The sequence below is a fragment of the Enterobacter sp. LM3 genome (genome assembly GCF_046622475.1).
In the GTDB taxonomy this organism is placed as follows: domain Bacteria; phylum Pseudomonadota; class Gammaproteobacteria; order Enterobacterales; family Enterobacteriaceae; genus Enterobacter; species Enterobacter cloacae_P.
Window position 1 is genome coordinate 358,546 of sequence record NZ_JBJURN010000002.1, and the last position, 22,666, is coordinate 381,211.

20 protein-coding genes are annotated in these 22,666 nt (G+C 52.9%); 7 read left to right on the forward strand and 13 right to left on the reverse strand.

Annotated elements, in window-relative coordinates; all coding sequences use genetic code 11:
• Nucleotides 1-83 precede the first annotated feature (83 nt).
• Nucleotides 84-671: a Yip1 family protein gene (locus ACJ9N4_RS03795; protein ID WP_182272043.1), complete on the reverse strand. Its 588-nt coding sequence runs from the start codon at nt 669-671 to the stop codon at nt 84-86.
• Nucleotides 672-836: 165 nt separating this feature from the next.
• On the opposite strand from ACJ9N4_RS03795, the gene ACJ9N4_RS03800 reads away from it, so the two are divergent.
• On the forward strand, nt 837-1,400 hold the full coding sequence (locus tag ACJ9N4_RS03800; protein WP_182918678.1) for a DedA family protein: 564 nt from the start codon (nt 837-839) through the stop codon (nt 1,398-1,400).
• A gap of 68 nt (nt 1,401-1,468) precedes the next feature.
• On the opposite strand, the gene mdtQ is transcribed toward ACJ9N4_RS03800, so the two are convergent.
• Together mdtQ and dusC are read right to left on the reverse strand one after the other, a co-directional pair.
• Nucleotides 1,469-2,887: a multidrug resistance outer membrane protein MdtQ gene (mdtQ, locus tag ACJ9N4_RS03805; protein WP_182272045.1), complete on the reverse strand. Its 1,419-nt coding sequence runs from the start codon at nt 2,885-2,887 to the stop codon at nt 1,469-1,471.
• A 194-nt stretch (nt 2,888-3,081) separates the two neighbouring features.
• Entirely contained in the window at nt 3,082-4,014 is a 933-nt protein-coding gene (gene dusC, locus ACJ9N4_RS03810; protein ID WP_182272049.1) for a tRNA dihydrouridine(16) synthase DusC, read from the reverse strand.
• Nucleotides 4,015-4,192: 178 nt separating this feature from the next.
• Between dusC and ACJ9N4_RS03815 the strand changes: the two genes are divergently transcribed.
• The 5 genes from ACJ9N4_RS03815 (at nt 4,193) to ACJ9N4_RS03835 (ending at nt 8,654) form a co-directional block, all read left to right on the forward strand.
• Nucleotides 4,193-4,591 (forward strand): CidA/LrgA family protein, encoded by a 399-nt coding sequence (locus ACJ9N4_RS03815; RefSeq protein WP_182272050.1) that lies wholly within the window; start codon nt 4,193-4,195, stop codon nt 4,589-4,591.
• The gene (locus ACJ9N4_RS03820; protein WP_182272051.1) at nt 4,588-5,283 is read left to right on the forward strand and encodes a CidB/LrgB family autolysis modulator; all 696 of its coding nucleotides are present in this window, start codon (nt 4,588-4,590) and stop codon (nt 5,281-5,283) included. The genes ACJ9N4_RS03815 and ACJ9N4_RS03820 overlap by 4 nt, the downstream gene beginning before the upstream one ends.
• Before the next feature lie 129 nt (nt 5,284-5,412).
• A complete protein-coding gene (gene cdd / locus ACJ9N4_RS03825) occupies nt 5,413-6,297 on the forward strand; it encodes a cytidine deaminase (RefSeq protein WP_182918679.1) in 885 nt (294 codons plus the stop codon).
• A 127-nt stretch (nt 6,298-6,424) separates the two neighbouring features.
• Entirely contained in the window at nt 6,425-7,144 is a 720-nt protein-coding gene (gene sanA, locus ACJ9N4_RS03830; protein ID WP_196390241.1) for an outer membrane permeability protein SanA, read from the forward strand.
• A 121-nt stretch (nt 7,145-7,265) separates the two neighbouring features.
• The gene (locus ACJ9N4_RS03835) at nt 7,266-8,654 is read left to right on the forward strand and encodes a glutamine synthetase family protein (RefSeq protein WP_182274546.1); all 1,389 of its coding nucleotides are present in this window, start codon (nt 7,266-7,268) and stop codon (nt 8,652-8,654) included.
• A 49-nt stretch (nt 8,655-8,703) separates the two neighbouring features.
• On the opposite strand, the gene mglC is transcribed toward ACJ9N4_RS03835, so the two are convergent.
• The 7 genes from mglC to ACJ9N4_RS03870 all read right to left on the reverse strand — a co-directional run bounded on the left by mglC (nt 8,704) and on the right by ACJ9N4_RS03870 (nt 16,896).
• Nucleotides 8,704-9,714: a galactose/methyl galactoside ABC transporter permease MglC gene (gene mglC, locus ACJ9N4_RS03840; RefSeq protein ID WP_182272054.1), complete on the reverse strand. Its 1,011-nt coding sequence runs from the start codon at nt 9,712-9,714 to the stop codon at nt 8,704-8,706.
• A 15-nt stretch (nt 9,715-9,729) separates the two neighbouring features.
• Entirely contained in the window at nt 9,730-11,250 is a 1,521-nt protein-coding gene (mglA, locus tag ACJ9N4_RS03845) for a galactose/methyl galactoside ABC transporter ATP-binding protein MglA (RefSeq protein ID WP_182272055.1), read from the reverse strand.
• A 79-nt stretch (nt 11,251-11,329) separates the two neighbouring features.
• Nucleotides 11,330-12,328: a galactose/glucose ABC transporter substrate-binding protein MglB gene (gene mglB, locus ACJ9N4_RS03850; RefSeq protein WP_182272056.1), complete on the reverse strand. Its 999-nt coding sequence runs from the start codon at nt 12,326-12,328 to the stop codon at nt 11,330-11,332.
• 294 nt (nt 12,329-12,622) lie between these two features.
• Complete coding sequence (gene galS / locus ACJ9N4_RS03855) at nt 12,623-13,645, reverse strand: HTH-type transcriptional regulator GalS (RefSeq protein WP_182272057.1); 1,023 nt, start codon at nt 13,643-13,645, stop codon at nt 12,623-12,625.
• Nucleotides 13,646-13,800: 155 nt separating this feature from the next.
• Nucleotides 13,801-14,958, reverse strand: a complete 1,158-nt coding sequence (gene yeiB, locus ACJ9N4_RS03860; protein WP_182918681.1) for a DUF418 domain-containing protein YeiB — start codon at nt 14,956-14,958, stop codon at nt 13,801-13,803.
• Between the two features lie 18 nt (nt 14,959-14,976).
• Nucleotides 14,977-15,645: a GTP cyclohydrolase I FolE gene (gene folE / locus ACJ9N4_RS03865; protein ID WP_182272059.1), complete on the reverse strand. Its 669-nt coding sequence runs from the start codon at nt 15,643-15,645 to the stop codon at nt 14,977-14,979.
• A 102-nt stretch (nt 15,646-15,747) separates the two neighbouring features.
• Entirely contained in the window at nt 15,748-16,896 is a 1,149-nt protein-coding gene (locus tag ACJ9N4_RS03870) for a YbfB/YjiJ family MFS transporter (RefSeq protein WP_182272060.1), read from the reverse strand.
• Nucleotides 16,897-17,034: 138 nt separating this feature from the next.
• Between ACJ9N4_RS03870 and fghA the strand changes: the two genes are divergently transcribed.
• Nucleotides 17,035-17,871 carry an S-formylglutathione hydrolase gene (gene fghA / locus ACJ9N4_RS03875; protein WP_182272061.1) on the forward strand — a complete coding sequence of 279 codons (837 nt, stop codon included), beginning with the start codon at nt 17,035-17,037 and terminating at the stop codon, nt 17,869-17,871.
• Nucleotides 17,872-17,947: 76 nt separating this feature from the next.
• Here fghA and cirA read toward each other — a convergent pair whose 3' ends face one another.
• The 3 genes from cirA to yieE form a co-directional block, all read right to left on the reverse strand.
• Nucleotides 17,948-19,918 carry a catecholate siderophore receptor CirA gene (gene cirA / locus ACJ9N4_RS03880; RefSeq protein WP_182272063.1) on the reverse strand — a complete coding sequence of 657 codons (1,971 nt, stop codon included), beginning with the start codon at nt 19,916-19,918 and terminating at the stop codon, nt 17,948-17,950.
• Between the two features lie 224 nt (nt 19,919-20,142).
• Nucleotides 20,143-21,612, reverse strand: coding sequence for an amino acid permease (locus ACJ9N4_RS03885; RefSeq protein WP_182272064.1), 1,470 nt, complete (start codon nt 21,610-21,612; stop codon nt 20,143-20,145).
• A gap of 160 nt (nt 21,613-21,772) precedes the next feature.
• Nucleotides 21,773-22,639 carry a DNA-binding transcriptional regulator YeiE gene (gene yieE / locus ACJ9N4_RS03890; protein ID WP_182272065.1) on the reverse strand — a complete coding sequence of 289 codons (867 nt, stop codon included), beginning with the start codon at nt 22,637-22,639 and terminating at the stop codon, nt 21,773-21,775.
• Nucleotides 22,640-22,666 lie beyond the last annotated feature (27 nt).

Below are 22,666 nucleotides of genomic sequence, written 5' to 3' on the forward strand. Positions count from 1 at the left end.
TAGCGGTCACCGTGGAATGTCGCCAGCGAAGAATCATGAACAGATGCTGCATTGCTGGCATTTACGCCAGCAATGCAGTGAACTTAAAAGAGACGGTATCCGTAACCCCAAAGAATCACCGTCAGCGCCAGTAACGCCTCCAGCACCAGCACGCCGATAGCCAGCGTTGAACTGGAGAAGTTCAGGCCCTCTTCTTTATTGATATTCAGGAAGGTTGGAACCCCCAGATACAGCAGATAACCGGTGTAAAAGAGGGCAATCGTACCGATCAGCGCGCACAACCAGACCAGTGGATAGAGCGCAACAATGCCGCTTAAGAACAGCGGGGTCGCGACATATCCGGCAAAGACCATACAGTGCGCCAGGGACGGACGTTGCGGATAGTTACGTGCCATCCAGTGAATGACGCGCCCCATCACCGCCACCCCTGCCAGCATCAGGCCGTAGAAGATAATGGCAAGGTAAAGCCCGGTAGACCACGACAACTGAACCACGGTGCCATCACCAAAGTTCCAGCCGATTTGTGTTGTACCGATAAACGCGCAGATCACCGGCACCGCTGCCATCAGCAGCACATGGTGCGTGTAATGGTGCGCGACCGTTTCGTTCTCGTTTCTGATGACATGCATTTCACGGTCGGGATGGGAGAAGAGTCCCCAGACATGGTTCATAGCGCCCCCTTGTTGTCGGCCCGTCAGCGATACCTTAAGTATAATGCAGGCTTTAGATTATTTTATGAGCAACCTTAAAAATGCCATTTCGCCTTCATTGCCGCATTATTCATTCATGAGGTATATGATAAATGCAGGCATTCGCAAGGAAACCCGGCTGAGTTTATGGATATCAATAGTCTGATCGAACAATATGGGTATATCGCGTTGGTCATCGGTAGCGTGGCAGAAGGTGAAACCATCACCCTGCTCGGAGGGGTGGCGGCACATCAGGGGCTGCTGCGTTTCCCGCTGGTCGTGACTGCAGTTGCGCTGGGTGGCATGATTGGCGACCAGTTGCTCTACTTTCTGGGGCTACGTTTCGGGCCCGCACTCCTGCTGCGTTTTCCTAAGCATCGCAAGAAAATCCGTCAGGCGCAGAGACTGATCCAGCGTCACCCTTACCTGTTCGTGATTGGTACCCGTTTTATGTACGGTTTTCGGATAATCGGCCCCATCCTGATTGGCGCGAGCCGTTTGCCGCCGAAAATTTTCCTGCCACTGAATATTTTTGGCGCGGTTGCCTGGGCGCTGATCTTTACCACACTAGGCTACGTTGGTGGGGAAGTGATTGGCCCGTGGTTGCACACTCTCGACCAGCATGTGAAGCACTGGGCATGGTTGATTCTGGTGGTGGTGGCAGTCATTGCGGTTCGGCTGTGGCTGAAACACCGGGATTCGAAGCGTTAGCGCGCACTATTCGGGTCGTACTCACCTCCTGACAATCAACCAGCAGGTAAGTACAGATCATGGGCGCTTTAGCCGTGATGGTAGCCACCGCCCAGTGCCGACGTCAGTTGCAGCGTGGCGTCCACATATTGCCCTTGCAGCATCAACCCAGCGATGTGTTCCCTGAACGCCGGGATTTTTGCTTCACTGACGCGGGAGCCGGCAATGATACCGGCGCTAAAGCGTGCCTGTGCCAGCGCCACAACACGCGCAGCATCTTTTTCGACCTGCTGCTGGTGCTGGTTTTTCGCCGTCAGGGTTTCAACTTCACTGGCAGTTCGCGCCACCTGGTTGACGGCATCTACCACCGCTTTGTTGTAGTTCGCGATGGAGAGATTATTCTGCGCCTGGGCAATATCCAGGTTCGCGTTCAGCCTGCCGCTGTCAAAAATCGGCAACGTCAGTCCGGCTGTCACGCCCATTTGCTGAGCCGAAGAGCGGAACAGATCGCTCAGATGCAGGGCATCCTGTTGTAAGAACGCCATCAGATTCACATCGGGATAGAAAGCCGCTCTGGCAGCATCCACCTCGCTCATGGACGCTTCGATATACCAGTGAGCGGCCTGGAGATCGGGTCGACGCGCCAGCAGTTCATAACCCAGCATCGTCGGCAGCGCAGCCTCTGGTGCAGGTAATGCATGGCGGGTGAGCGTCATTGAGGTGCTGTTGGTTAACGCTTCCAGACGCGCCTCAACGGCTTTCATTTTTCCCTTTACTTCCGCCAGCTGTTCCTCGGTTTTGCTGGCGTTAATGTCCGTTTCGACCCCTTCCACGGAGGAGTTTATCCCGTGCTGGTAGAGCTCGCGGTCGGCACCAATAATATTCTCCTGCTCTTGTTTGATATCTGCGAGGACATCTCCCACGGCGGCCTGAGTTTGCCACTCCCAGTACAGCCGCGCGACGCTGCTGGCAAGCAGTTGACGCGTTTGTTCCATCTCTGCATTTTGCGCATTCACCTTGCCAATACGGGCTTCAACCTGCGCACGGTTTTTGCCCCACAGATCAAGATCCCAGCCAGCAGTCAGGCCAAATGTCCCGTTGGTGTACCACGGCCCGGTGGTGCCAGCAGCCGGGTCGGTGATGGCAAATGGCCCCATTAACCCCTCAGCCGACATTTTCTGGCGTTCAGCATCAGCCGAAAAATCAATGTGTGGGCCGTCGGCAGCCATCGTGGCTTTTGCCTGAGCTTCTGCCAGCGTGATGCGCTGCCGGGCAATTTGCATATCTGGCGCATCATTCAATGCTTTCGCAATCAGCGAATTAAGCTCGGGGTCGTTATAGTCTTTCCACCATTCATTTTTCGGCCAGTCAGTACGACGTAAATGCGTATTTACCGAAGCCACTGTGGTTTGTGTTTTAACAGGCGATACTGTGGAATGTTCTGGCGCACAGGCGGCCAGAATAAAGACGAGGGGAGCACTCAGAGATAAAATAAAGGAACGTTTCATTACGCCATTCACTCAAAAATAAAGGCGCAAATTACGCTTGATACTGTTCGTTTTTTTAGTAACGCGTGGCAATCTGCAAATTGTTATACATTTAAACAATCAGAAAAATATTCATATTAAAAATTAATTAGTTAGCATTATTCACCAAAATTATAAATCTTCAAAAAGAATCGACCTGGATGAACGATCACGTATCACTTTGACTGAATCACCCGCGCAATATCCGCGGAAGTCTGTAACGTACGGATCTCCTGGAATAATCCTAACGCTTCGCTGTACTCTTTGCGCAAATAACTGAGCCACTGCTTAATACGTGCAACATGATACAAGCCGGTATCCCCCTGCTTTTCCAGACGGCTGTATTTTTGCAGTAGCGTCACCACCTCAGCCCACGGCATGCGCGGTTCGTTATATTTCACCATCCGGCTGAGATTCGGCACATTCAACGCCCCACGGCCAATCATTACCGCATCGCAGCCAGTCTCTTTCAGACAGGCCTGTGCGCTCTCGTAATCCCAGATTTCGCCATTCGCAATCACGGGAATAGAGAGTCGTTTGCGGATCTCGCCAATCGCCTGCCAGTTGATGCGATCGGCCTTATAACCATCCTCTTTGGTACGGCCATGCACGACTAACTCTGTTGCACCCGCCTGTTGTACCGCATCGGCTATTTCAAACTGTCGCGCATCGCTGTCCCAGCCCAGTCGCACCTTCACCGTCACCGGTAAATGCGACGGTACAGCTTCACGCATGGCTTTTGCACCGCGATAAATCAGCTCAGGATCTTTCAGCAATGTTGCCCCACCGCCGCTGCCGTTGACCAGTTTCGACGGGCAGCCGCAGTTGAGATCGACCCCGTAAGAACCAAGATCCACCGCACGGGCGGCATTTTCCGCCAGCCATTGCGGATACTGGCCCAGCAACTGAATGCGCACCAGCGTGCCGGATGTTGTTCGGCTCTGGTTGTGCAGCTCCGGGCAGAGCCTGTGAAAAGATTTTACCGGCAATAACATATCGACCACGCGTAAAAATTCCGTCACGCAGAGATCGTAATCATTCACCTCGGTCAGAAGCTCGCGCACGAGGGAGTCGAGCACGCCTTCCATTGGGGCCAGTAAAACACGCATATCAGTACCTGTAAAAAAAGACGCGCTATAGTTGCATTTAAACTTAAGACTGTCCATTTGTGGCAATGTCAGACGTTCCATTCAGGAATGTCTGGTATGCTCAAAATTCATGATGTGATCCGTAGCACATTTCAGGGTTTAATTGTATGATGAATGCGTTTCATCAAGGACTTTCACCATGAGCAAATCATTGAATACTATCTGGCAATACCTGCGCGCATTCGTCCTGATTTACGCCTGTCTGTACGCCGGGATTTTCATCGCGTCCCTGTTACCTATCACCATTCCCGGCAGCATTATCGGTATGCTGATCCTGTTTGTGCTGCTGGCACTGCAGGTTTTGCCTGCAAAGTGGGTCAACCCTGGCTGCTTCGTTCTCATTCGCTACATGGCGCTACTGTTTGTCCCCATCGGCGTCGGGGTCATGCAATATTACGATTTGCTCAAAGCACAGTTCGGCCCCATTGTCGTCTCCTGCGCGGTCAGTACGCTGGTGGTTTTCCTGGTGGTGAGCTGGAGTTCGCATCTGGTGCATGGCGAACGTAAAGTGATTGGGCAAAAAGGAACAAAGCAATGATGGAGAATATCTGGTGGTCGCTGCCGTTAACCCTGGTGGTGTTCTTCGCCGCGCGTAAACTTGCCGTACGTTTCAGAATGCCATTGCTCAACCCTCTGCTGGTGGCGATGGTGGTGATCATTCCTTTCCTGCTTCTCACCGGCATTCCTTACGAACGCTACTTTGCCGGGAGCAAGATTTTAAACGATCTGCTGCAGCCTGCCGTTGTGGCGCTCGCCTTTCCTTTATATGAACAGTTGCACCAGATCCGTGCCCGCTGGAAGTCCATCATTACTATCTGTTTTGTGGGGAGTCTGGTGGCGATGATTACCGGAACGTCGGTCGCACTGTTGATGGGAGCCTCTCCGCAGATTGCTGCCTCTATTCTGCCAAAATCCGTCACCACGCCAATCGCGATGGCGGTGGGCGGCAGCATCGGCGGTATACCGGCCATCAGCGCCGTATGCGTAATTTTCGTGGGTATTCTTGGTGCGGTATTTGGCCATACCCTGTTGAATGCTATGCGCATTCATACCAAAGCCGCGCGTGGTCTGGCGATGGGGACGGCTTCACACGCCCTGGGTACCGCACGTTGCGCTGAGCTGGATTATCAGGAAGGGGCATTCAGCTCGCTGGCACTGGTCATCTGTGGGATCATGACCTCTCTGATCGCGCCGTTCCTGTTCCCGATCATTCTGGCAGTTGTGGGCTAAAATTTGCGATACGTCGCGCAAATTTCATTTTGTTTTCATAAGTTGCATAAGTAATGAGAAGTGGATCACATATAAAGCCGTAATGGCTCCGTACACTACCGATCCATTAACCTTTATGAGGCAAACGCCATGCATCCACGTTTTCAAGCTGCTTTCGCCCAGCTTGCAGAGAATTTGCAATCAGCCCTGGCCCCGGTTCTGGCGGATGAGCATTTCCCCGCCCTGCTGACGGCTGAGCAGGTCACTCTGCTTCAACAGGCAACAGGACTGGACGAAGACGCGCTGGCTTTCGCACTGCTGCCGCTGGCCGCCGCCTGCGCACGCGCTGACCTCTCCCACTTCAATGTAGGGGCGATTGCACGCGGTGTAAGCGGAACCTGGTACTTTGGCGGTAACATGGAGTTCCTGGGTGCGACGATGCAGCAAACTGTCCACGCGGAACAAAGCGCCATCAGCCACGCCTGGCTGCGCGGCGAAAAAGCGCTAAGCGCCATTACCGTTAACTACACCCCTTGTGGCCACTGTCGTCAGTTTATGAACGAGCTGAACAGCGGACTGCAATTGCGCATCAACCTGCCAGGTCGTGCACCACACACGCTGGGTGATTACCTGCCTGACGCTTTCGGCCCGAAAGATCTGGATATCAAAACGCTGCTGATGGATGAGCAGGATCACGGCTTCGCCCTGTCCGGCGATGACCTGAGCCAGGCCGCTATCACCGCCGCCAACAAGAGCCACACCCCGTACAGCAAATCACCTAGTGGCGTAGCGCTACAGTGCCGTGATGGCCGTATCTTCAGCGGCAGCTATGCGGAAAATGCCGCATTTAACCCAACGCTGCCACCGCTGCAGGGCGCACTGAATCTGCTGAACCTGAACGGTTATGACTACCCGGATATTCAGCGCGCTATTCTGGCAGAAATTGCCGATGCACCGCTGATTCAGTGGGATGCTACCGCCGCCACGCTGAAAGCGCTGGGCTGTTCATCGATTGAACGCGTGCTGCTTGCGTAATCCTTCCGGCGGGCAGGAATGCCCGCCAGTGTGATGAAAAACCCCTCAGTTGATTCGCTGTTTCTTGCGCTAACCATGCGGGTAAAGTAGCCTGAGTTAAATTTCACCTTTGGTACGAGCCATCTGCATGTTAAAGCGCGTTTTTTACAGCCTGTCTGTCCTGCTCGGCATACTGCTGTTGACTGTGCTTGGCCTCGACCGCTGGATAAGCTGGAAAACAGCGCCCTACATCTTTGATGACCTGCAGGATCTCCCCTATCGTCAGGTTGGTGTGGTACTCGGTACCGCCAAATATTACCGTACCGGCGTCATCAATCAGTATTACCGTTATCGTATTCAGGGGGCGCTAAACGCCTATAATAGCGGCAAGGTGAATTACCTGCTGTTGAGCGGCGATAACGCGCTGCAAAGCTATAACGAACCGGTGACGATGCGTAAGGATTTGATTGCCGCAGGGGTCGACCCGGCCGATATCGTGCTCGACTACGCCGGATTCCGCACCCTGGACTCCATCGTGCGTACCCGTAAAGTGTTCGACACCAACGATTTCATCATCATTACCCAGCGCTTCCACTGCGAACGGGCATTGTTTATTGCGTTGCATATGGGTATTCAGGCCCAGTGCTACGCGGTGCCATCGCCAAAAGACATGCTGAGCGTGCGCGTACGCGAGTTCGGTGCCCGTTTTGGTGCGCTGGCTGACCTGTACATCTTCAAACGAGAACCGCGCTTTTTAGGCCCACTGGTGCCAATTCCGGCGATGCATGAAGTGCCAGAAGATGCGCAGGGTTACCCGGCAGTGACGCCTGAACAACTGCTGGATATGCAGAAAAAAGAGAAAAAATAGCCCCGCTTTTATACTTTCTTTACGTCGGGCATCACTCTTTTTATCCGCCCTTTACTCTCGCCCTTTTAAGCTGAGTTCATTGCCGCTACGGCTTCATTGAAGAATGACTATGAACTCAATAATGAATGCTTTTTTCCTGAAAAATATCCGCCCGTATTTTAACTTCCCGGGATTATCGCTCCCGACCGCCCTCAATTCAGGCCTGTATCTCGATGAGAAAATTGCAGCCATGAAACAGAATTTGTCAGCGGAAGTGACGGATTATCTGGCACGTTATCCGCAGACTAAACACATTGACGTTTACCTGAACGACATCAATGGCATTATGCGTGGCAAACGGCTCTCAGTGGAAAGCATGCTGAATCTTGAGAAAGGCTGCTATTTTCCCCTTTCGGTCTACTCGATGGATCAAAAAGGAAAGATTGCCGCATCACTTCATGATGAGCCAGACCGGCTTTGCGTACCCGTTCCCGGTTCCCTGTGCCCTTCGCCCCAGGCTCCTGAGCATAACGCGCAGATCCTGTTGACCATGAATGACAGCGATGGAAAATCCTGTCCGCTTGAGCCACGCGTGATATTGCAAAACGTCCTTGCTCGCTTCCACCAGCATGGGCTTTTCCCGGTGATTGCACCAGAGATTGAGTTCTATCTGACGGGGTCAGATTCTCAGGATCCGCAGAATCAGGGTTGCTTTCATATGGATACGTCAACGGCGCACGCGGCATTGTTTGACGAACTGGAGCAGCTGGCGCAACACCAGCACATTCCACTGACCGGGATCGTGGCAGAAGCCGAACCCGGTCAGTACGAGTTGAACCTGAAGCACAGCCATCGGGTTATTGAGGTATGCGATAACGTACTGGCTCTGCGGCGCTTAACCCGATACGTTGCAGAGAAACACGGGCTCCAGGCCAGCTTTATGGCCAAACCCTTCAGCCTTCAGTCCGGCAGCGGTCTGCATTTCCATTTCAGCCTGAATAATATTCACGGCGAAAACATGTTCGCCTCACCGGTGGATGAGCTCAATAGCATGATGCGCCTGTGTATCGCGGGCCAGCTGGCACTGATGCCCGCGTCCGTCGCCATTCTGGCGCCGGGTGTTAACGCTTTCCGCCGCCTGCGTAAAAACCTCAATGAGCCACTATTTAACTCCTGGGGCTATAACACCCGCTCCGCCGCGCTGCGTATTCCCTGCTCGGATGAGAACAACCGTCGTATTGAGTATCGTCTGGCGGGTGCGGATGCCAACCCGTATCTGGTGGTCGCCACAATCCTCACGGGCATGTTGTATGGTCTGGAAAATTTCGATGAGGATGATTTACCTGAACCGCAACAGGATGAACCTGTATTGCCGCTGTTCCAGCAGCAGGCCATTGAGGTATTTTCCCGCAACCAATATCTCACCGACAGCCTTGGCGAAGCCTTTTCCCAACAGTGGGTTGCCTGCAAGCTCTCAGAGCTGGACTGGTTTGAAAGTATCGTCACCGAACAAGAATCCGCGCTGACGTGAAAAACAAAAAAGCCCGCTCAATGAGCGGGCCTGGTCAGGCATGAAGCCATTATTTCTTACGCGCGTATTTCAGTGAATCCAGGGCAACCGCGAAGATGATGATTGCGCCTTTGATGATGTACTGCCAGTACGGGTTCACACCGATGTAGGTCAGACCGTAGTTGATAACGGTGAAGATGATGACACCGGTTACCACGCCAAGCACGGTACCAACACCGCCGCTGAAGGAAACACCACCTACCACACACGCAGCAATCGCATCCAGTTCGTACATAAAACCAAGGTTGTTGGTTGCAGAACCGATACGACCGGCTTCCAGCATCCCACCGAAGGCATAGAACACGCCGGACAGGGCATAAATCATCAGCAGGTTCAGCGCAACGTTAACGCCAGACACTTTTGCCGCTTCCGGGTTACCACCGATAGCGAAGATATTTTTACCGAAGCGAGTTTTGTTCCACAGGATCCAGACGAAGGACACTGCAATCAACGCATAGAAGGTGATGTACGACAGGCGGAAACTGCCCAGCGCGATAAACCCTTGCGTGAAGGTCGAGAAGCCACTGTCAAACCCCGAGATTGGGGACGCACCGACGAAGTCGTAGTACAGGGAGTTGATACCGTAAACGATGATCATCGTACCCAACGTGGTGATAAATGGCGTCACGTTCAGGTAAGCAATGATGATGCCGTTAATCAGACCAATTACCGCACCGATGACGCAGACAATCAGGATCACCACGAAAATCGGCATGGTCGCCATTTCCGGGAACACTTTGTTGGCATTTTCCATCGACTGCAACATCGTTGCCGCGATAACCGCCGCCAGCCCCACCTGACGCCCCGCCGAAAGGTCAGTACCCTGGGTGACGATAAGACCCGCTACGCCCAGTGCGATGATAATACGCACGGAAGATTGGGTCAGAATGTTACTCAGGTTCAGCAGACTTAAGAACGTAGGATCCTGGAAAATAATGATGGCCAGTAACACTAAAAGAACAACGTAAATACCGCCTTCTTTCAGATAAGTGAGAAAACTTTTTTTATTTAACGCACTCATGAGGAGCCCCTGATCTTAAAGGTGCAAAGACGCAAGACGCAGAATTTCGTTTTGCGTTGTCGTTTTGGTGTCAACAATACCGGCAACGAGACCATTGCTCATAACCAGAATACGATCTGTGATCCCTAACAATTCCGGCATTTCGGAAGAAATAATAATGATCCCTTTATTCTTTTTCGCCAGCTCAGCAATCAGCTGATAAATTTCAAATTTTGCACCCACATCAATACCACGGGTTGGTTCATCCAGCATCAGAATTTCAGGCTGAGTTAATAACCAGCGACCGATAATGACTTTTTGCTGGTTTCCCCCCGAGAGCGAACCAATTTGTGTACGGTGGCCAGGCGTTTTCACGCGCATGGAGTCGATCACCCATTGGGTATCGCTTTTCATACGAGAATTATCCAGCAGGCCGATTTTGTTTTTGTAGTTACGAATATTCGAAATTAACGAGTTAAAGTTAATATCGAGATAGGCATAAATACCGGTAGAGCGTCGCTCTTCCGTCACCAGCGCAAAACCGTGGTTAATGGCTTCGTTGGCATTGTGGTTATTAATTTTCTTACCGTGCAGTGTAATGGTCCCCTCGGCTTTCTCACGAATACCAAACAGGGTTTCCACGATATCGGTACGTTTGGCACCCACCAGCCCCGCAATCCCCAGAATTTCGCCTTTGTGCAAGTCGAAGGAGACGTCGCGAATCGATGGCTGACGCAGCGAGGTCAGGTTACGCACCTCAAGGATCACCTCACCCGGTTTGTTTTCACGATCCGGGAAACGCTGATTCAGCGAACGGCCAACCATCATGGCAATGATCTTGTCCATGTCCAGCCCTTCCAGAGGCTGAGTGGCAATCCACTGACCGTCACGCAGGATGGTAATTTCATCACACAGCTGGAAGATCTCTTCCATCTTATGGGAGATATATACAATGCCGCAGCCGCGTTCTTTCAGTTTGCGAATAATGGTAAAAAGGTGGTTAACCTCTTTTTCCGTTAATGACGATGTCGGTTCGTCCATGATGACAATTTTCGCATCATAGGAGAACGCTTTCGCAATTTCGATCATCTGCATCTGGGAAACTGATAATGTCCCGACGCGAGCGCGTGGATCGATATCAATATCCAGTTCATCGAAAATTGCTTTGGTGTCACGATACATTTTATCTTGATCGACAAAGACACCTTTGGTTGGGTAACGCCCCAGCCACATATTATCCATAACCGAGCGTTGCAGTACCAGGTTCAATTCCTGGTGAACCATTGAGATACCGTTTTCCAGTGCTTCTTTAGCTGAATGGAAATCGATCTCTTTCCCCTGAAAAAGAATGCTGCCAGAATCTTTTTGATAGATCCCAAAAAGACATTTTAATAATGTTGATTTACCCGCACCGTTTTCACCCATTAATGCATGAATAGAGTGGGGACGGACTTTTAAATTAACATTATCGAGTGCCTTAACACCGGGAAAAGACTTGTTGACACCGGTCATTTCCAACAAGTATTCACCGGACGACTGAGTAGTTGTGCTGACCATAATTATACCTTGTTGGCCTCGCATATCGCGTTATAAAAGGGCGCAACGAATTGCGCCCAGTGAAGACATGACGACTAACTTATTTGCCGATGAACTCAGCCAGGTTGGACTGGTCTACGCCCACGTAAGGTACGCGAACGATTTTGTTGTCGATTTTCCAGTTGGTGCCATCAGCTGCACCTTTACCGTCGGCCAGGTTTTTCGCCAGATCGAAGGTCGCTTTCGCCTGGTTGTTGGCATCGTTCAGCACGGTACCGGCCATTGCGCCAGACTTAACCAGAGCCAGCGCTTCTGGCAGAGCATCCACACCGAACACAGGAATGGAAGATTTGTTGTGTGCTTTCAGCGCTTCTACTGCACCCATTGCCATCGCATCGTTGTTGGCGATAACCACTTCGATTTTGTTAGCGTTCGGGCCAGACAGCCATGCGTCCATCTTATCTTTCGCCTGAGCGGTATCCCACATTGCGGTATCTAACGCCAGTTGCTGGGTTTTCAGACCTTTGTCGTTCAGCTCTTTGATAACGTAAGTGGTACGTGCTTCAGCATCCGGGTGGCCTGGTTCGCCTTTCAGCAGAACGAACTGAACCTGACCATCTTTGTTCAGGTCCCAGTTCGGGTTAGCCGCCCAGTGTTTAGCAATCAGATCGCCCTGGATAATACCGGACTCTTTGGAGTCGGTACCCACATAGTACGCTTTGTCGTAGCTATCCAGCGCTTTACGAGAAGGTTCTTTGTTGAAGAAGACGATTGGCACGTTCTGGCCACGCGCTTTCTCAATAACTGTGCCTGCTGCAGCCGGGTCAACCAGGTTGATGGCCAGCGCTTTCACGCCTTTTGCCAGCAGAACGTCAATCTGGTCGTTCTGTTTGGACTGGTCGTTCTGGGAGTCATTCATCAGCAGCTGAACGTCTGGCGCTGCTTTAGCGTCTTTCTCGATAGCTTTACGCACAACAGACATGAAGTTGTCGTCGTATTTATAGATAGTCACGCCAATACGGGTATCCGCAGCGTGCGCTGCTGCACCAAAAAGCATACTTGCCATAACAGCAGACAGAGTCAACACCTTCTTATTCATGGTATCTCCGGTTTTTTTATGCAGGGTAGTTCTTGTGAATAACGGTCGGCGGGCAGATGTTAATAAAACGTTACTGACAGCCGAAGTTCACTTATAAAATTTCTATCTTCCGTGTTCGGTAACGCTCCAGAAATGCGTTTTATTGGTTGTTTGCGGCACGTTGGCTATGATGAAAGTGATTAATCACCGTTACATAGCGTTTCAGTCCCTAAAACGCTGACATCATAGTCAGCACCTTGTTAAGATACTGTGAATTTACTCACAGATTGAAAACGGTTACATCAAGCCAAGTAATCAGTTAGTGATCGGAACCACAATTTGCCGAATAGATACGGAATGGCGACGCACTAAAGTCGGCATGAAACAGTGCGTTGCCCCCGGATCCAGCAGCCCTGCAGCCCCCTGTAACGCCAGCTCAGTCGCCAGTTTTGCCATGGATGCAATCGGGTAACGCACCGTCGTCAGCTGTGGGTCGGTGTAACGGGCAATCGGGATATCATCAAAGCCAATCAACGACAAATGCTGTGGCACAGCAATACCGTTATCTTTCAGTGCAGTAAGTGCTCCCGCCGCCATGCTGTCGTTATAGGCAAAGACCGCTGAAAGTTGCAGATTGCGGCCCAGTAACTCCACCATCGCGGCCTCACCGCCCTGCATGTCCGGTGTTCCGGTTCCCACCCAGCTTTCCGGCGGCACAATGCCGTGCTCTTTCAGCGCGTTTTGCCACCCTTCGCGGCGCATCTCGTCATCTTCAATATGGTGGCTGGAAGCAAGGAAACCGATGCGCTGATGACCATTGTTGATGAGCATTCGCGTCGCCATCATTGCACCGCTGACGTTATCCAGCCCGACGCAGCGGTGGGCGTAGCCAGGCACAATTCGGTTGATCAGCACCATACCCGGGATCTGCTCCATAAACCCGGCAAGCTCTTCATCGCTCAGTGCTTTTGAGTGGACAATCAAGGCATTACAACGCTGGCGGATCAGCACTTCGATAGCATGACGTTCTTTTTCAGCCTCATGGTAACTGTTGCCGATCAGCACATATTTCTGGTGCTGCTGGGCGACAACATCCACCGCTTTGACCAACGCACCGAAAAATGCATCCGAGACATCCATCACTACTACGCCAATGGTGTCACTGACCTGAGTCGCAAGCGCCTGCGCATTGGCATTAGGCCGGTATCCCAGTTGGGTGACAGCTTTCATTACGGTTTCACGGGTTTCAGGGCTGACCAGTGCGCTGTTGTTCAGCACACGGGAGACGGTAGCAACAGAAACACCCGCCTGACGGGCGACGTCACGAATGGTGATCATATTCACCATCCTTCAAAGGATTGCAGCAACTCACAGACACCCCCTGTGTTTAGCAAGGAGGCTATTTTGGCAGCGAGAGAAAGGGGACTACGTGAAGAAGCTCACACGAATGAAAACGCTTACATCCGTTTTGTTAATGATTGTGATCCAGATCGTTATCTGGATGTATTAGTCAATGATACACCCGAAGCATGTGAGGTTAATTGCCGCCACCCCCACTCCAGTGGACCCTGGCGAAAATAGCGCAGCCAGATAACAGAAAATGCCACGTTAACAACCCAGACAGGAATAACAAACGCCAACAGCGTAAACCGGTCGAATTTCATAAACAGGCCAAATTGATAGAAAAGCGTGGTGCAAATCAGCGTCTGCAGAATGTAATTGCTTAATGCCATACGGCCAACGCAGGCGATGGCGCTCACCAGCCACAGGCGGCAGATCTGCGGCCAGAAGCCATAAATCAGCGCCGCGTAGCCAATGGTCTGGAATGGTGCGCTCAGTTCCCGGGGAGCCTGAAGCAGGAAAGCGCACCAGCGGTAGTTCCAGTGCAAATGCCACTGCAGCATAACCGCCGGAAGATTGATCAGTATGCCGAGCAGTAACAGCCCCGCCCCTACCAGACGGTAGTGGCGAAGACTGAATTCACCTTTCAGCCAGCCGGTACGCATCAGCGACGCCCCCATCAGCATCATTCCCGCCAGCTGCCAGCCGTATTGTGCGCCCAGCGCAAGAAGGTTGTCCCCGAGCATATCCGCCCGGTTGCTGATGGCTTCAGTACCGCCTTTAAGCTTCCAGTACTGCTCATACTGGAGGTTGGCGGCATCCGGTATCCATGAGCGGTTCGTCGCCTCACCGGAAATCATCCCCAGCAATACCAGTACACCAACGCCCATGACATAGAGCATCACACCGGTGTTAAACAGGCTTTTCACACTGTGTGCATCGCGGATAAGCCGCCAGCAGATCAGCCCCACCAGACCATAGGCCAGCAGAATATCGCCATCCCAGAAGAGTAAACCGTGAATGAATCCGAAGATCACCAGCAGCGTCAGACGTGACTGGATCCAGCGCGTACCGCGCCTGAGCAGAAGCTGCAGACCCGCGCCAAACAGCAGTGCAAATAACGTAAGGAATTTCACCTGCGCGAGGAGATCGAGGATCGCCCATGTCCAGGCATCGCTACGGGTAATCTCACCATACCAGGCTGGGTTGAGATAGGCGGCCTTTGGCAAGCCAAAGGCGCAGATGTTAAGCAGCAGGATACCGAGAATGGCGACGCCGCGAACAAAATCGAGCGTGACGTTTCGCTCCATGTACCCTGCCCTGTCTGATTAGTTGTGGTGACGCACGGCGCGCAGGAACTCCTGGCGGGTGTTCTGGCTGGATTTAAACAGACCGCCCAGCGATGTCGTGGTGGTTGCACTGGTGGCATCACGGACGCCGCGCGCTTTCACGCAGTAGTGAACCGCGTCGATGGATACCGCCACGTTATTGGTGCCCAGCAGCGTTTGCAGCGCGGTCAGGATCTGCTGCGTCAGACGCTCCTGCACCTGAGGGCGCTGCGCGAAGAACTGCACAATGCGGTTGATCTTGGACAGACCAATCACCATATCTTTTGGAATATAAGCCACCGTCGCTTTGCCATCGATGGTCACGAAGTGATGCTCACAGGTGCTGGTGAGTGTGATATCGCGTACCGTTACCATCTCATCAACCTTCATCTTATTTTCGATGACGGTGATTTTCGGGAAGTTGGCGTAATCAAGACCGGAGAAAATTTCGTCGACGTACATTTTGGCAATACGGTTCGGCGTCTCCATCAGACTGTCGTCGCTCAGATCGAGGTTCAGCAGTTGCATGATCTCGGTCATGTGCCCGGAAATCAGACGCTTACGTGTTTCATTATCCATTGCATGAACTGGCGGACGCAGTGGCGTTTCAAGGCCGCGCGCAACCAACGCTTCATGGACCAGGGCAGCTTCTTTACTGAGTGATGACATTCTTTTCTCCTGCAGGTGTGGCGTCTTTCGCCCTCGTAGTGGCAAAAGTGTGCGTTCATTGTGCGTGAGGCGACGCACATAATCCAGTATTCACGACGATAATTATTGCAATTGTTGTTGCCTTTCAGCCTGACGGTTCCACACTAACGCACCGCCGACGAACAATGCCAGACCAGCCAACCCTAACGCTGGCTCCAGCTGATGCGTGAGCCAGGTCGACAGCGCCGAGGTCATCGGGCCAATCAGTTGCCCAATCGCATAGCCAGTGGTCAGAAGGCCTGCCATATAACGGGTATGATTCGGTGCAAGTTCCCGACCATACAGTAAAGAGAGCTGTACGGCGCACAAAAAACCGCCCCCCACCAGCAGCCCACCAATCAGCAGGCCACCAATTCCAGGCAACAGCCAGGCTGCCAGCACACCGGTTCCCTGCAGCCACAGCACGATAGCCAGCCTGCGGTTGGACGTTGAAGTGTGGCGCAAAACGATACTGAGTGCGATACCCACAACGGATGCAACACCGAATATCGGCCAGACAAACTGGGCAAACAGGCTGCCGGGGAACCGCACGGCTGCCATTTGTGATAAAAAGGTCGCCGGCAGGATATAACCAAACCCGGCCAGGCTATAGCTCCAGACCAGACGTTTTAAATTCGTCGTCAGAACGAGAGGTTCCGGCGCGGTTCCAGGCCGATGAAGCTGACCCGCTCGAGGCAGATACCGCGCCACCAGTGCGACGAGCACCAGCGCCAGCACGCCATAAATCTGCCATGCTGCCCCGGCTGACAGCGACTTCGCCTGAATACAGACGGCAAGCAACCCGCTCAGGGCGATACCCGCTCCCGGTCCGGCAAACACCGCGGCGCTGAGACCCGGTTTCCCCAGTTGCCCCAGACGTTCGTTGGTCCACGCGGCAATCAACACCATTGACCAACCGCTCATGCAGCCAATAGCAAAGCGCAGCAGACCGTGAACGATCGCATTATCTGCTGCGGCAGAAAGCAGCGTGAGCGCAACGGCACCAAAAATCCCCAGCCAGAGGCGTGTTTCAACGAAGCGGTGGGCGCGCATCGCATCCCATGCGCCTACCAGATACCCCAGATAGTTCATCGCCGCCACCAGACCCGCACTGGTGAGCGTGAGTTGTCCGGCGGTCATCATCAGCGGTACCTGGGGCGTAAAGGCAAAGCGCCCTATTCCCATTGCCACCACCAGAACCACAAATCCGCTGAATGCAATACGCAGCGCCATGACCGCCCCAATTGTTAAAAATAAGTAAAATCATGATGCAGTATCTGACCGCCAGGCGGAAGTGAAAGTTACTCACAGGTCGATGAAAACTCTGTATTATGGATTTTATGAATAGCAATTCGCATTAAGGAGCCCTGCATGGAACTGCTCGAAGAGCATCGTTGTTTTGAAGGTCGACAGCAGCGCTGGCGGCACGACTCCGCCGTACTGAACTGTGCCATGACGTTCAGCATTTTCCTGCCACCGACAAATGGCGACGTGAAGCCTCCGGTGCTGTTCTGGCTGTCAGGTTTAACCTGCAATGATGAAAACTTCACCACCAAAGCGGGTGCGCAGCGTATTGCCGCCGAACTGGGTATCGCGCTGGTGATGCCGGACACCAGCCCGCGTGGGGATGATGTCGCGGACGATGCCGGATACGATTTGGGCAAAGGTGCAGGGTTTTATCTGAACGCCACGGAACAACCGTGGGCGAGTCATTACCGCATGTATGATTACATTCGTGACGAGCTACCCGCACTGATTCAGGCTGAATTTGAGGTCAGTGACCGAAGTGCCATTAGCGGGCATTCAATGGGTGGACACGGAGCGTTAATAATGGCGCTGAAAAACCCGGGGAAATACACCAGCGTGTCGGCCTTTGCGCCGATTGTGACCCCAACCCTGGTACCGTGGGGGCAGAAAGCATTTACCCATTATCTGGGTAATGATGCCCAAAAATGGCAGGAATGGGATAGCAGTGTGCTGATGCTGGCAAGCCAGGCGGAAGATGCGATCCCGACGCTTATCGATCAGGGTGATGCAGATCAGTTCCTCGCCGGGCAGTTACAACCCGCGGTACTGGCTGAAGCCGCGCGCCAGAAAGACTGGCCGCTAACGCTGCGTATTCAGCCGGGGCATGACCACAGCTATTACTTTATTGCGTCGTTTATTGAGGATCATCTCCGCTTCCATGCGGAGCATTTGTTCGGGTAAGTGCGGTCTGATGCCCTTACCCTGGCCCTCTCCCACTGGGAGAGGGAACAAACATTAAAAACGGTACGTCAGTAAATCAGAACTTATAATCCACACCTACAAAGTAACGGCGGCCATCTTCCGTGTAGCTGTAGTCGTCGCGGCTCAGATCTTTATCCAGCAGGTTTTGCACGCCCGCGCGCAGCTTCACGCTCTTCGTTGCCTGCCACGCGGCACCGGTATTCCAGACCACATAGCCACCCGGCGTTGCCGCGCCAGCAGTAAGCGCACGTTTCTCACCGGTATAGTTACCCTGAACGTAGAACGACCAGTCCTGGGTCGCCTTCCAGTCAACGGTACCGTTGGCGGTATGGAACGGCAGTTCGGACAGCGGTTTATTGCCACCGTTGCTGATATCACGTCCATCGTTGTAGGTGTAGTTCAGCGTCACTTTCCAGTCTTCAGCCACCGGGAACTTCAGCTCTGTCTCCACGCCACGAATACGCGCCTTGTTGACGTTGTAATAACGGAAAATAGGTTCACCGTCAGCGTTCAGGCCCACATAGTTCGGGTAGCTCTGTGCCTGGTTCACGTTAGCCGTACGGCTGATGCTGATACGGTCATCTACATCGTTCTGGAAAGTGGTAATACTGGCCTGCACGCCCTCTAACCAGCCCTCTTCCCCGCTGTAATACAGGCCAAGTTCGAAGCTTTCACTGGTTTCCGGTTTTAGATCCGGATTACCGACAATTTCACAGGCTCCACGGCACGAACCGGTGACCCAGTCCGGGCTAAGCTGCAGCAGCGACGGGGCTTTAAACGCGGTTGCCCAGCCCCCTTTTACCGTCACGGTATCGGTCGCGTTGTAGACCAGATAGGCGCGCGGACTCCAGTGATCGCCGTAAGTTTCGTGGTCATCCATACGGATACCGGTCGTCAGCGCCAGCGGCTCAAAGATACGCCATTCGTCTTCGAGGAAGAGCGCGTACTGGCTTGCAGAGGTATTGCTGCTGGAGCCACCCGTCAGGTTAACCGGATCTTTCAGCTTGTCATGACGCCACTCACCGCCGAAGGTCAGGAGCTGGTTGATTTCACCCAGTGGCAGCACATATTTCCCGTCAACCGAGTTGCTCTCGGAGGTAATCGGGTTACTGTTACCCGGGTTTTTGTTATCAACCTTCTCGCCGTAAACTTTCAGTTCGCTATTACCCACGCCCCAGCGTCCATTGTGGCTCAGAGAGTAATTCTGGCGCTCAAGACGGTTTTTATCGAGGGAATCAGAGTCACGATCCTGACGATCAAAACCATAGCCCGCGGTAAAATCATGCTCTTCCGTTGGTGTCCAGGCGAACTCGACGTTAGCATCACGGCTGGTGAAGCCCTCGATACGTGGCGTTTCACCTGTGGCAGTGGTAGAAGATTTTTGCTGATCGTCTTTTTCTCGCTTCGAGAGGCTACCGTAGGCTTTCAGCCCCAGTACGCCGTCCACCAGCGGGCCGCTGGTATAGAACTGGCCGTTGTATGTGTCACCACGATCGCGGTGTTCCTGAATGGTGGAATCAGCGCTCAGGGTTCCCGTCCACTTCTGTCCAATTTTTTTGGTGATAATGTTCACCACGCCACCCAGCGCATCAGAACCGTAGAGTGAAGACATCGGCCCACGTACCACTTCGATGCGCTCAATGGCATCGACCGGTACCCAGTTCAGGTCAAAATCATTGTGGCGGAACACCGCATTGCGGGAGTTGACGCGTTTACCGTCAACCAGGATCAGCGTGTAGCTGCTGTCCAGACCACGAATACTTACCCCTTTACGGTTATCCCCTTCGTTTGTGAGCTGTACGCCTGGCACGTCCTGTAACACATCTTTCAGGTTCTGGACGGGTTTGCGCTGCAAGTCTTCCTGGGTAATGACGCTGATGCTTGCCGGTGCGTCTTTCAGGTTTTGCTCAGTCGCGGATGCCGTGACAACCAGAGTGTCACCAGATTCCGCTGCAATGACGGGCAGTGCCAGGGACATTGCGGACGCACAAAGTCCTCCCCTGACGAAGGGATTAAGCCTAAACATTCCATATCTCCATGAGGTAAATACAACTAAATCAAATAATGATTGCTCACAGCGCCTTACTGTCCGCCCGCATCTTCGGCAGGTCGGAGGACAACGTATTTTTAGATAACGATAAAGCAAACGATAATTATTATCAATTAAATTGTTAAAAATTATATCTGCTCTTCATACTGCAGAGATAAAAAAGCCCGCTCAAATGAGCGGGCTAAAGAGAGGAAGTGCGGTTATTTTCTAAATCGTTCCGGGAATTCCATTTCACTGTAGCGAACGAATTGCGTTCCTTTCGTCAGTTTGTAGCCAAACCAGATGACCAGGAACAGCGGAATACCAATGTAAGTGGCCGTTACTGCACCCCAGTCAATGGTGTCCGCAAGGAAAGCTTCATAGTTCTGCCCCAGTGTAATAATCAGGCACAGAATGAAGGCGAAAATAGGTCCCAGCGGGAAGAAGCCTGAACGATACGGCAGGTTGTTAAGGTCATGACCCTGCATCACATAACCGCGACGGAAGCGGTAATGGCTGATAGCAATCCCCAGCCAGGCGATGAAGCCCGTCATGCCCGACGTGTTCAGCAGCCACAGATAAACTGTCTGGTTGCCGAACATCGAGGTCAGGAAGCACAGACCCGCAATCACAGTGGTAGCATACAGCGCGTTACGCGGTACGCCGCCACGGGACAATTTCGCGAAGATGCGCGGCGCTTTACCGTCGCACGCCAGGGTGTAGAGCATACGGGTTGAGGCGTACATACCGGAGTTACCCGCAGACAGCACCGCAGTCAGGATAACGGCGTTCATCACCGCCGCCGCAGAGAGCAGACCCGCGTGCTGGAAGACCAGCGTAAACGGACTCACGCTGATGTCTTTCACATCATTACGCAGCAGGCTCGGATCGGTATAAGGAATGATCAGGCTGATAATCAGAATAGCGAACACATAGAACAGCAGGATACGCCAGAACACCTGACGCACCGCGCGCGGAATGTTTTTCTCTGGATCTTCAGATTCACCTGCGGCGATGCCGATAAGCTCTGTCCCCTGGAAGGAGAAGCCGACAATCATCGCCACGCCAATCATCGCCGAAAGCCCACCCGCAAACGGGGCATCACCTATCGTCCAGTTGCTCCAGCCCGCAGGCTCTGCACCTTTGAAAATACCCACGATCATCGCCACACCAACGACGATAAAGATGATGACCGTCGCCACTTTGATCAGCGAGAACCAGTACTCTGCTTCACCAAAGCCACGCACGGAGATGTAGTTCAGCAAGAAGATCACCACCAGGAACAGCGCACTCCAGATCCAGCCTGGGGTATCCGGGAACCACCAGGTCATCACCAGCTGTGCGGCGACCAGGTCAACAGCGATAGTCACCGCCCAGTTGTACCAGTAGTTCCAGCCCAGTGCGAAACCGAAACCTTCTTCAACGTATTTTTGACCGTAGGTCGAAAACGACCCCGACACTGGCATGTATGCTGCCAGTTCGCCCAGACTGGTCATCAGGAAGTACACCATCAGGCCAATCAGGATATAAGAGAAAAGAGCCCCGCCCGGGCCAGCTGCTGAAATCGTTGCACCGGAGGCAACGAAAAGACCTGTACCGATTGAACCGCCGATGGCGATCATCGTCAGGTGGCGCGCTTTAAGTGCGCGACGTAACGTGGGCGCTTCTGTGGTTTTAATTTCTGAAACCATGTGAAAATGCTGTCCATCTAATAAATGAGGCGCGATTGTAGCAGACGATACGCGTTCATTCTGGCAGAAATACTCTGTTATAAGAGAGCTTCATGACTCGGCCAGGATTATAAGCAAAGTATGAATTCGGTCTTTCCCCTCTCCCCTTTTGTGCGAGTGCTCAGATCTCGCAATAACGTAAAAAACGCTGCAGCGAACTGGAAAGGTGTTTCTGACGATGATGGATGCACCACAGCGTGCGTACCAGCTTTGGCAGTGGAACCGCAATTTCAACCAGCGTACCGGCTTCAAGCTGTTCAGCAATCACCCGCCGGGAAAGACAGCTGATCCCCAGGCCATGACGCACCGCATGCTTGATTGCCTCAGAGTTACCCAGCTCCATACCCAGCTGGAAATGAGGCAGATGTGACAGCAACACATAATCGACAATTTCACGCGTGCCGGAACCTTGCTCACGCAGGATCCACTGCGCCTGTGAAAGGCGCTCAAGCGTCACCTCCCCCTGCAGTAAAGAAGAGGCCGGAGAAGCAAAGACCACCAGCTCATCTTCCAGCCAGGGTTCAGCAATGATATCCACGTTATGGCACGGCCCTTCGATGAGACCAATGTCCACGCGAAAATCGATCACCGCATTGATCACATCCTGGCTATTGCCGACGCTCATCTCCAGCGGCAAGGTCGGGAAGTCACGACGATAGCGGGCAATCACTTCCGGCAGAATGTAGTTACCGATTGTGCTACTGGCATAAACGCGGATTGCGCCGTTGTCTTCGCGAAACAGCTGTTCTATTTCAGTGGCCTGCTCCAGCAGCGCCAGCGCACGTGGATAAAGCAAGCGACCGTGTTCATTGACCACCAGACGCTTCCCTACCCTGTCGAAAAGCTGCACGCCCAGCTGCCCTTCGAGATCGGTCAGGGCGGCGCTGACCGCAGACTGAGAGAGAGCCAGCATCAGTGAGGCCTGGGTCGTCGACCCGCTTTTCAGCACTTCGGCAAAAACTTCCAGCTGACGCAATGTAATGTGCATGGTTGCTTACCACTTATAAAGATTGAT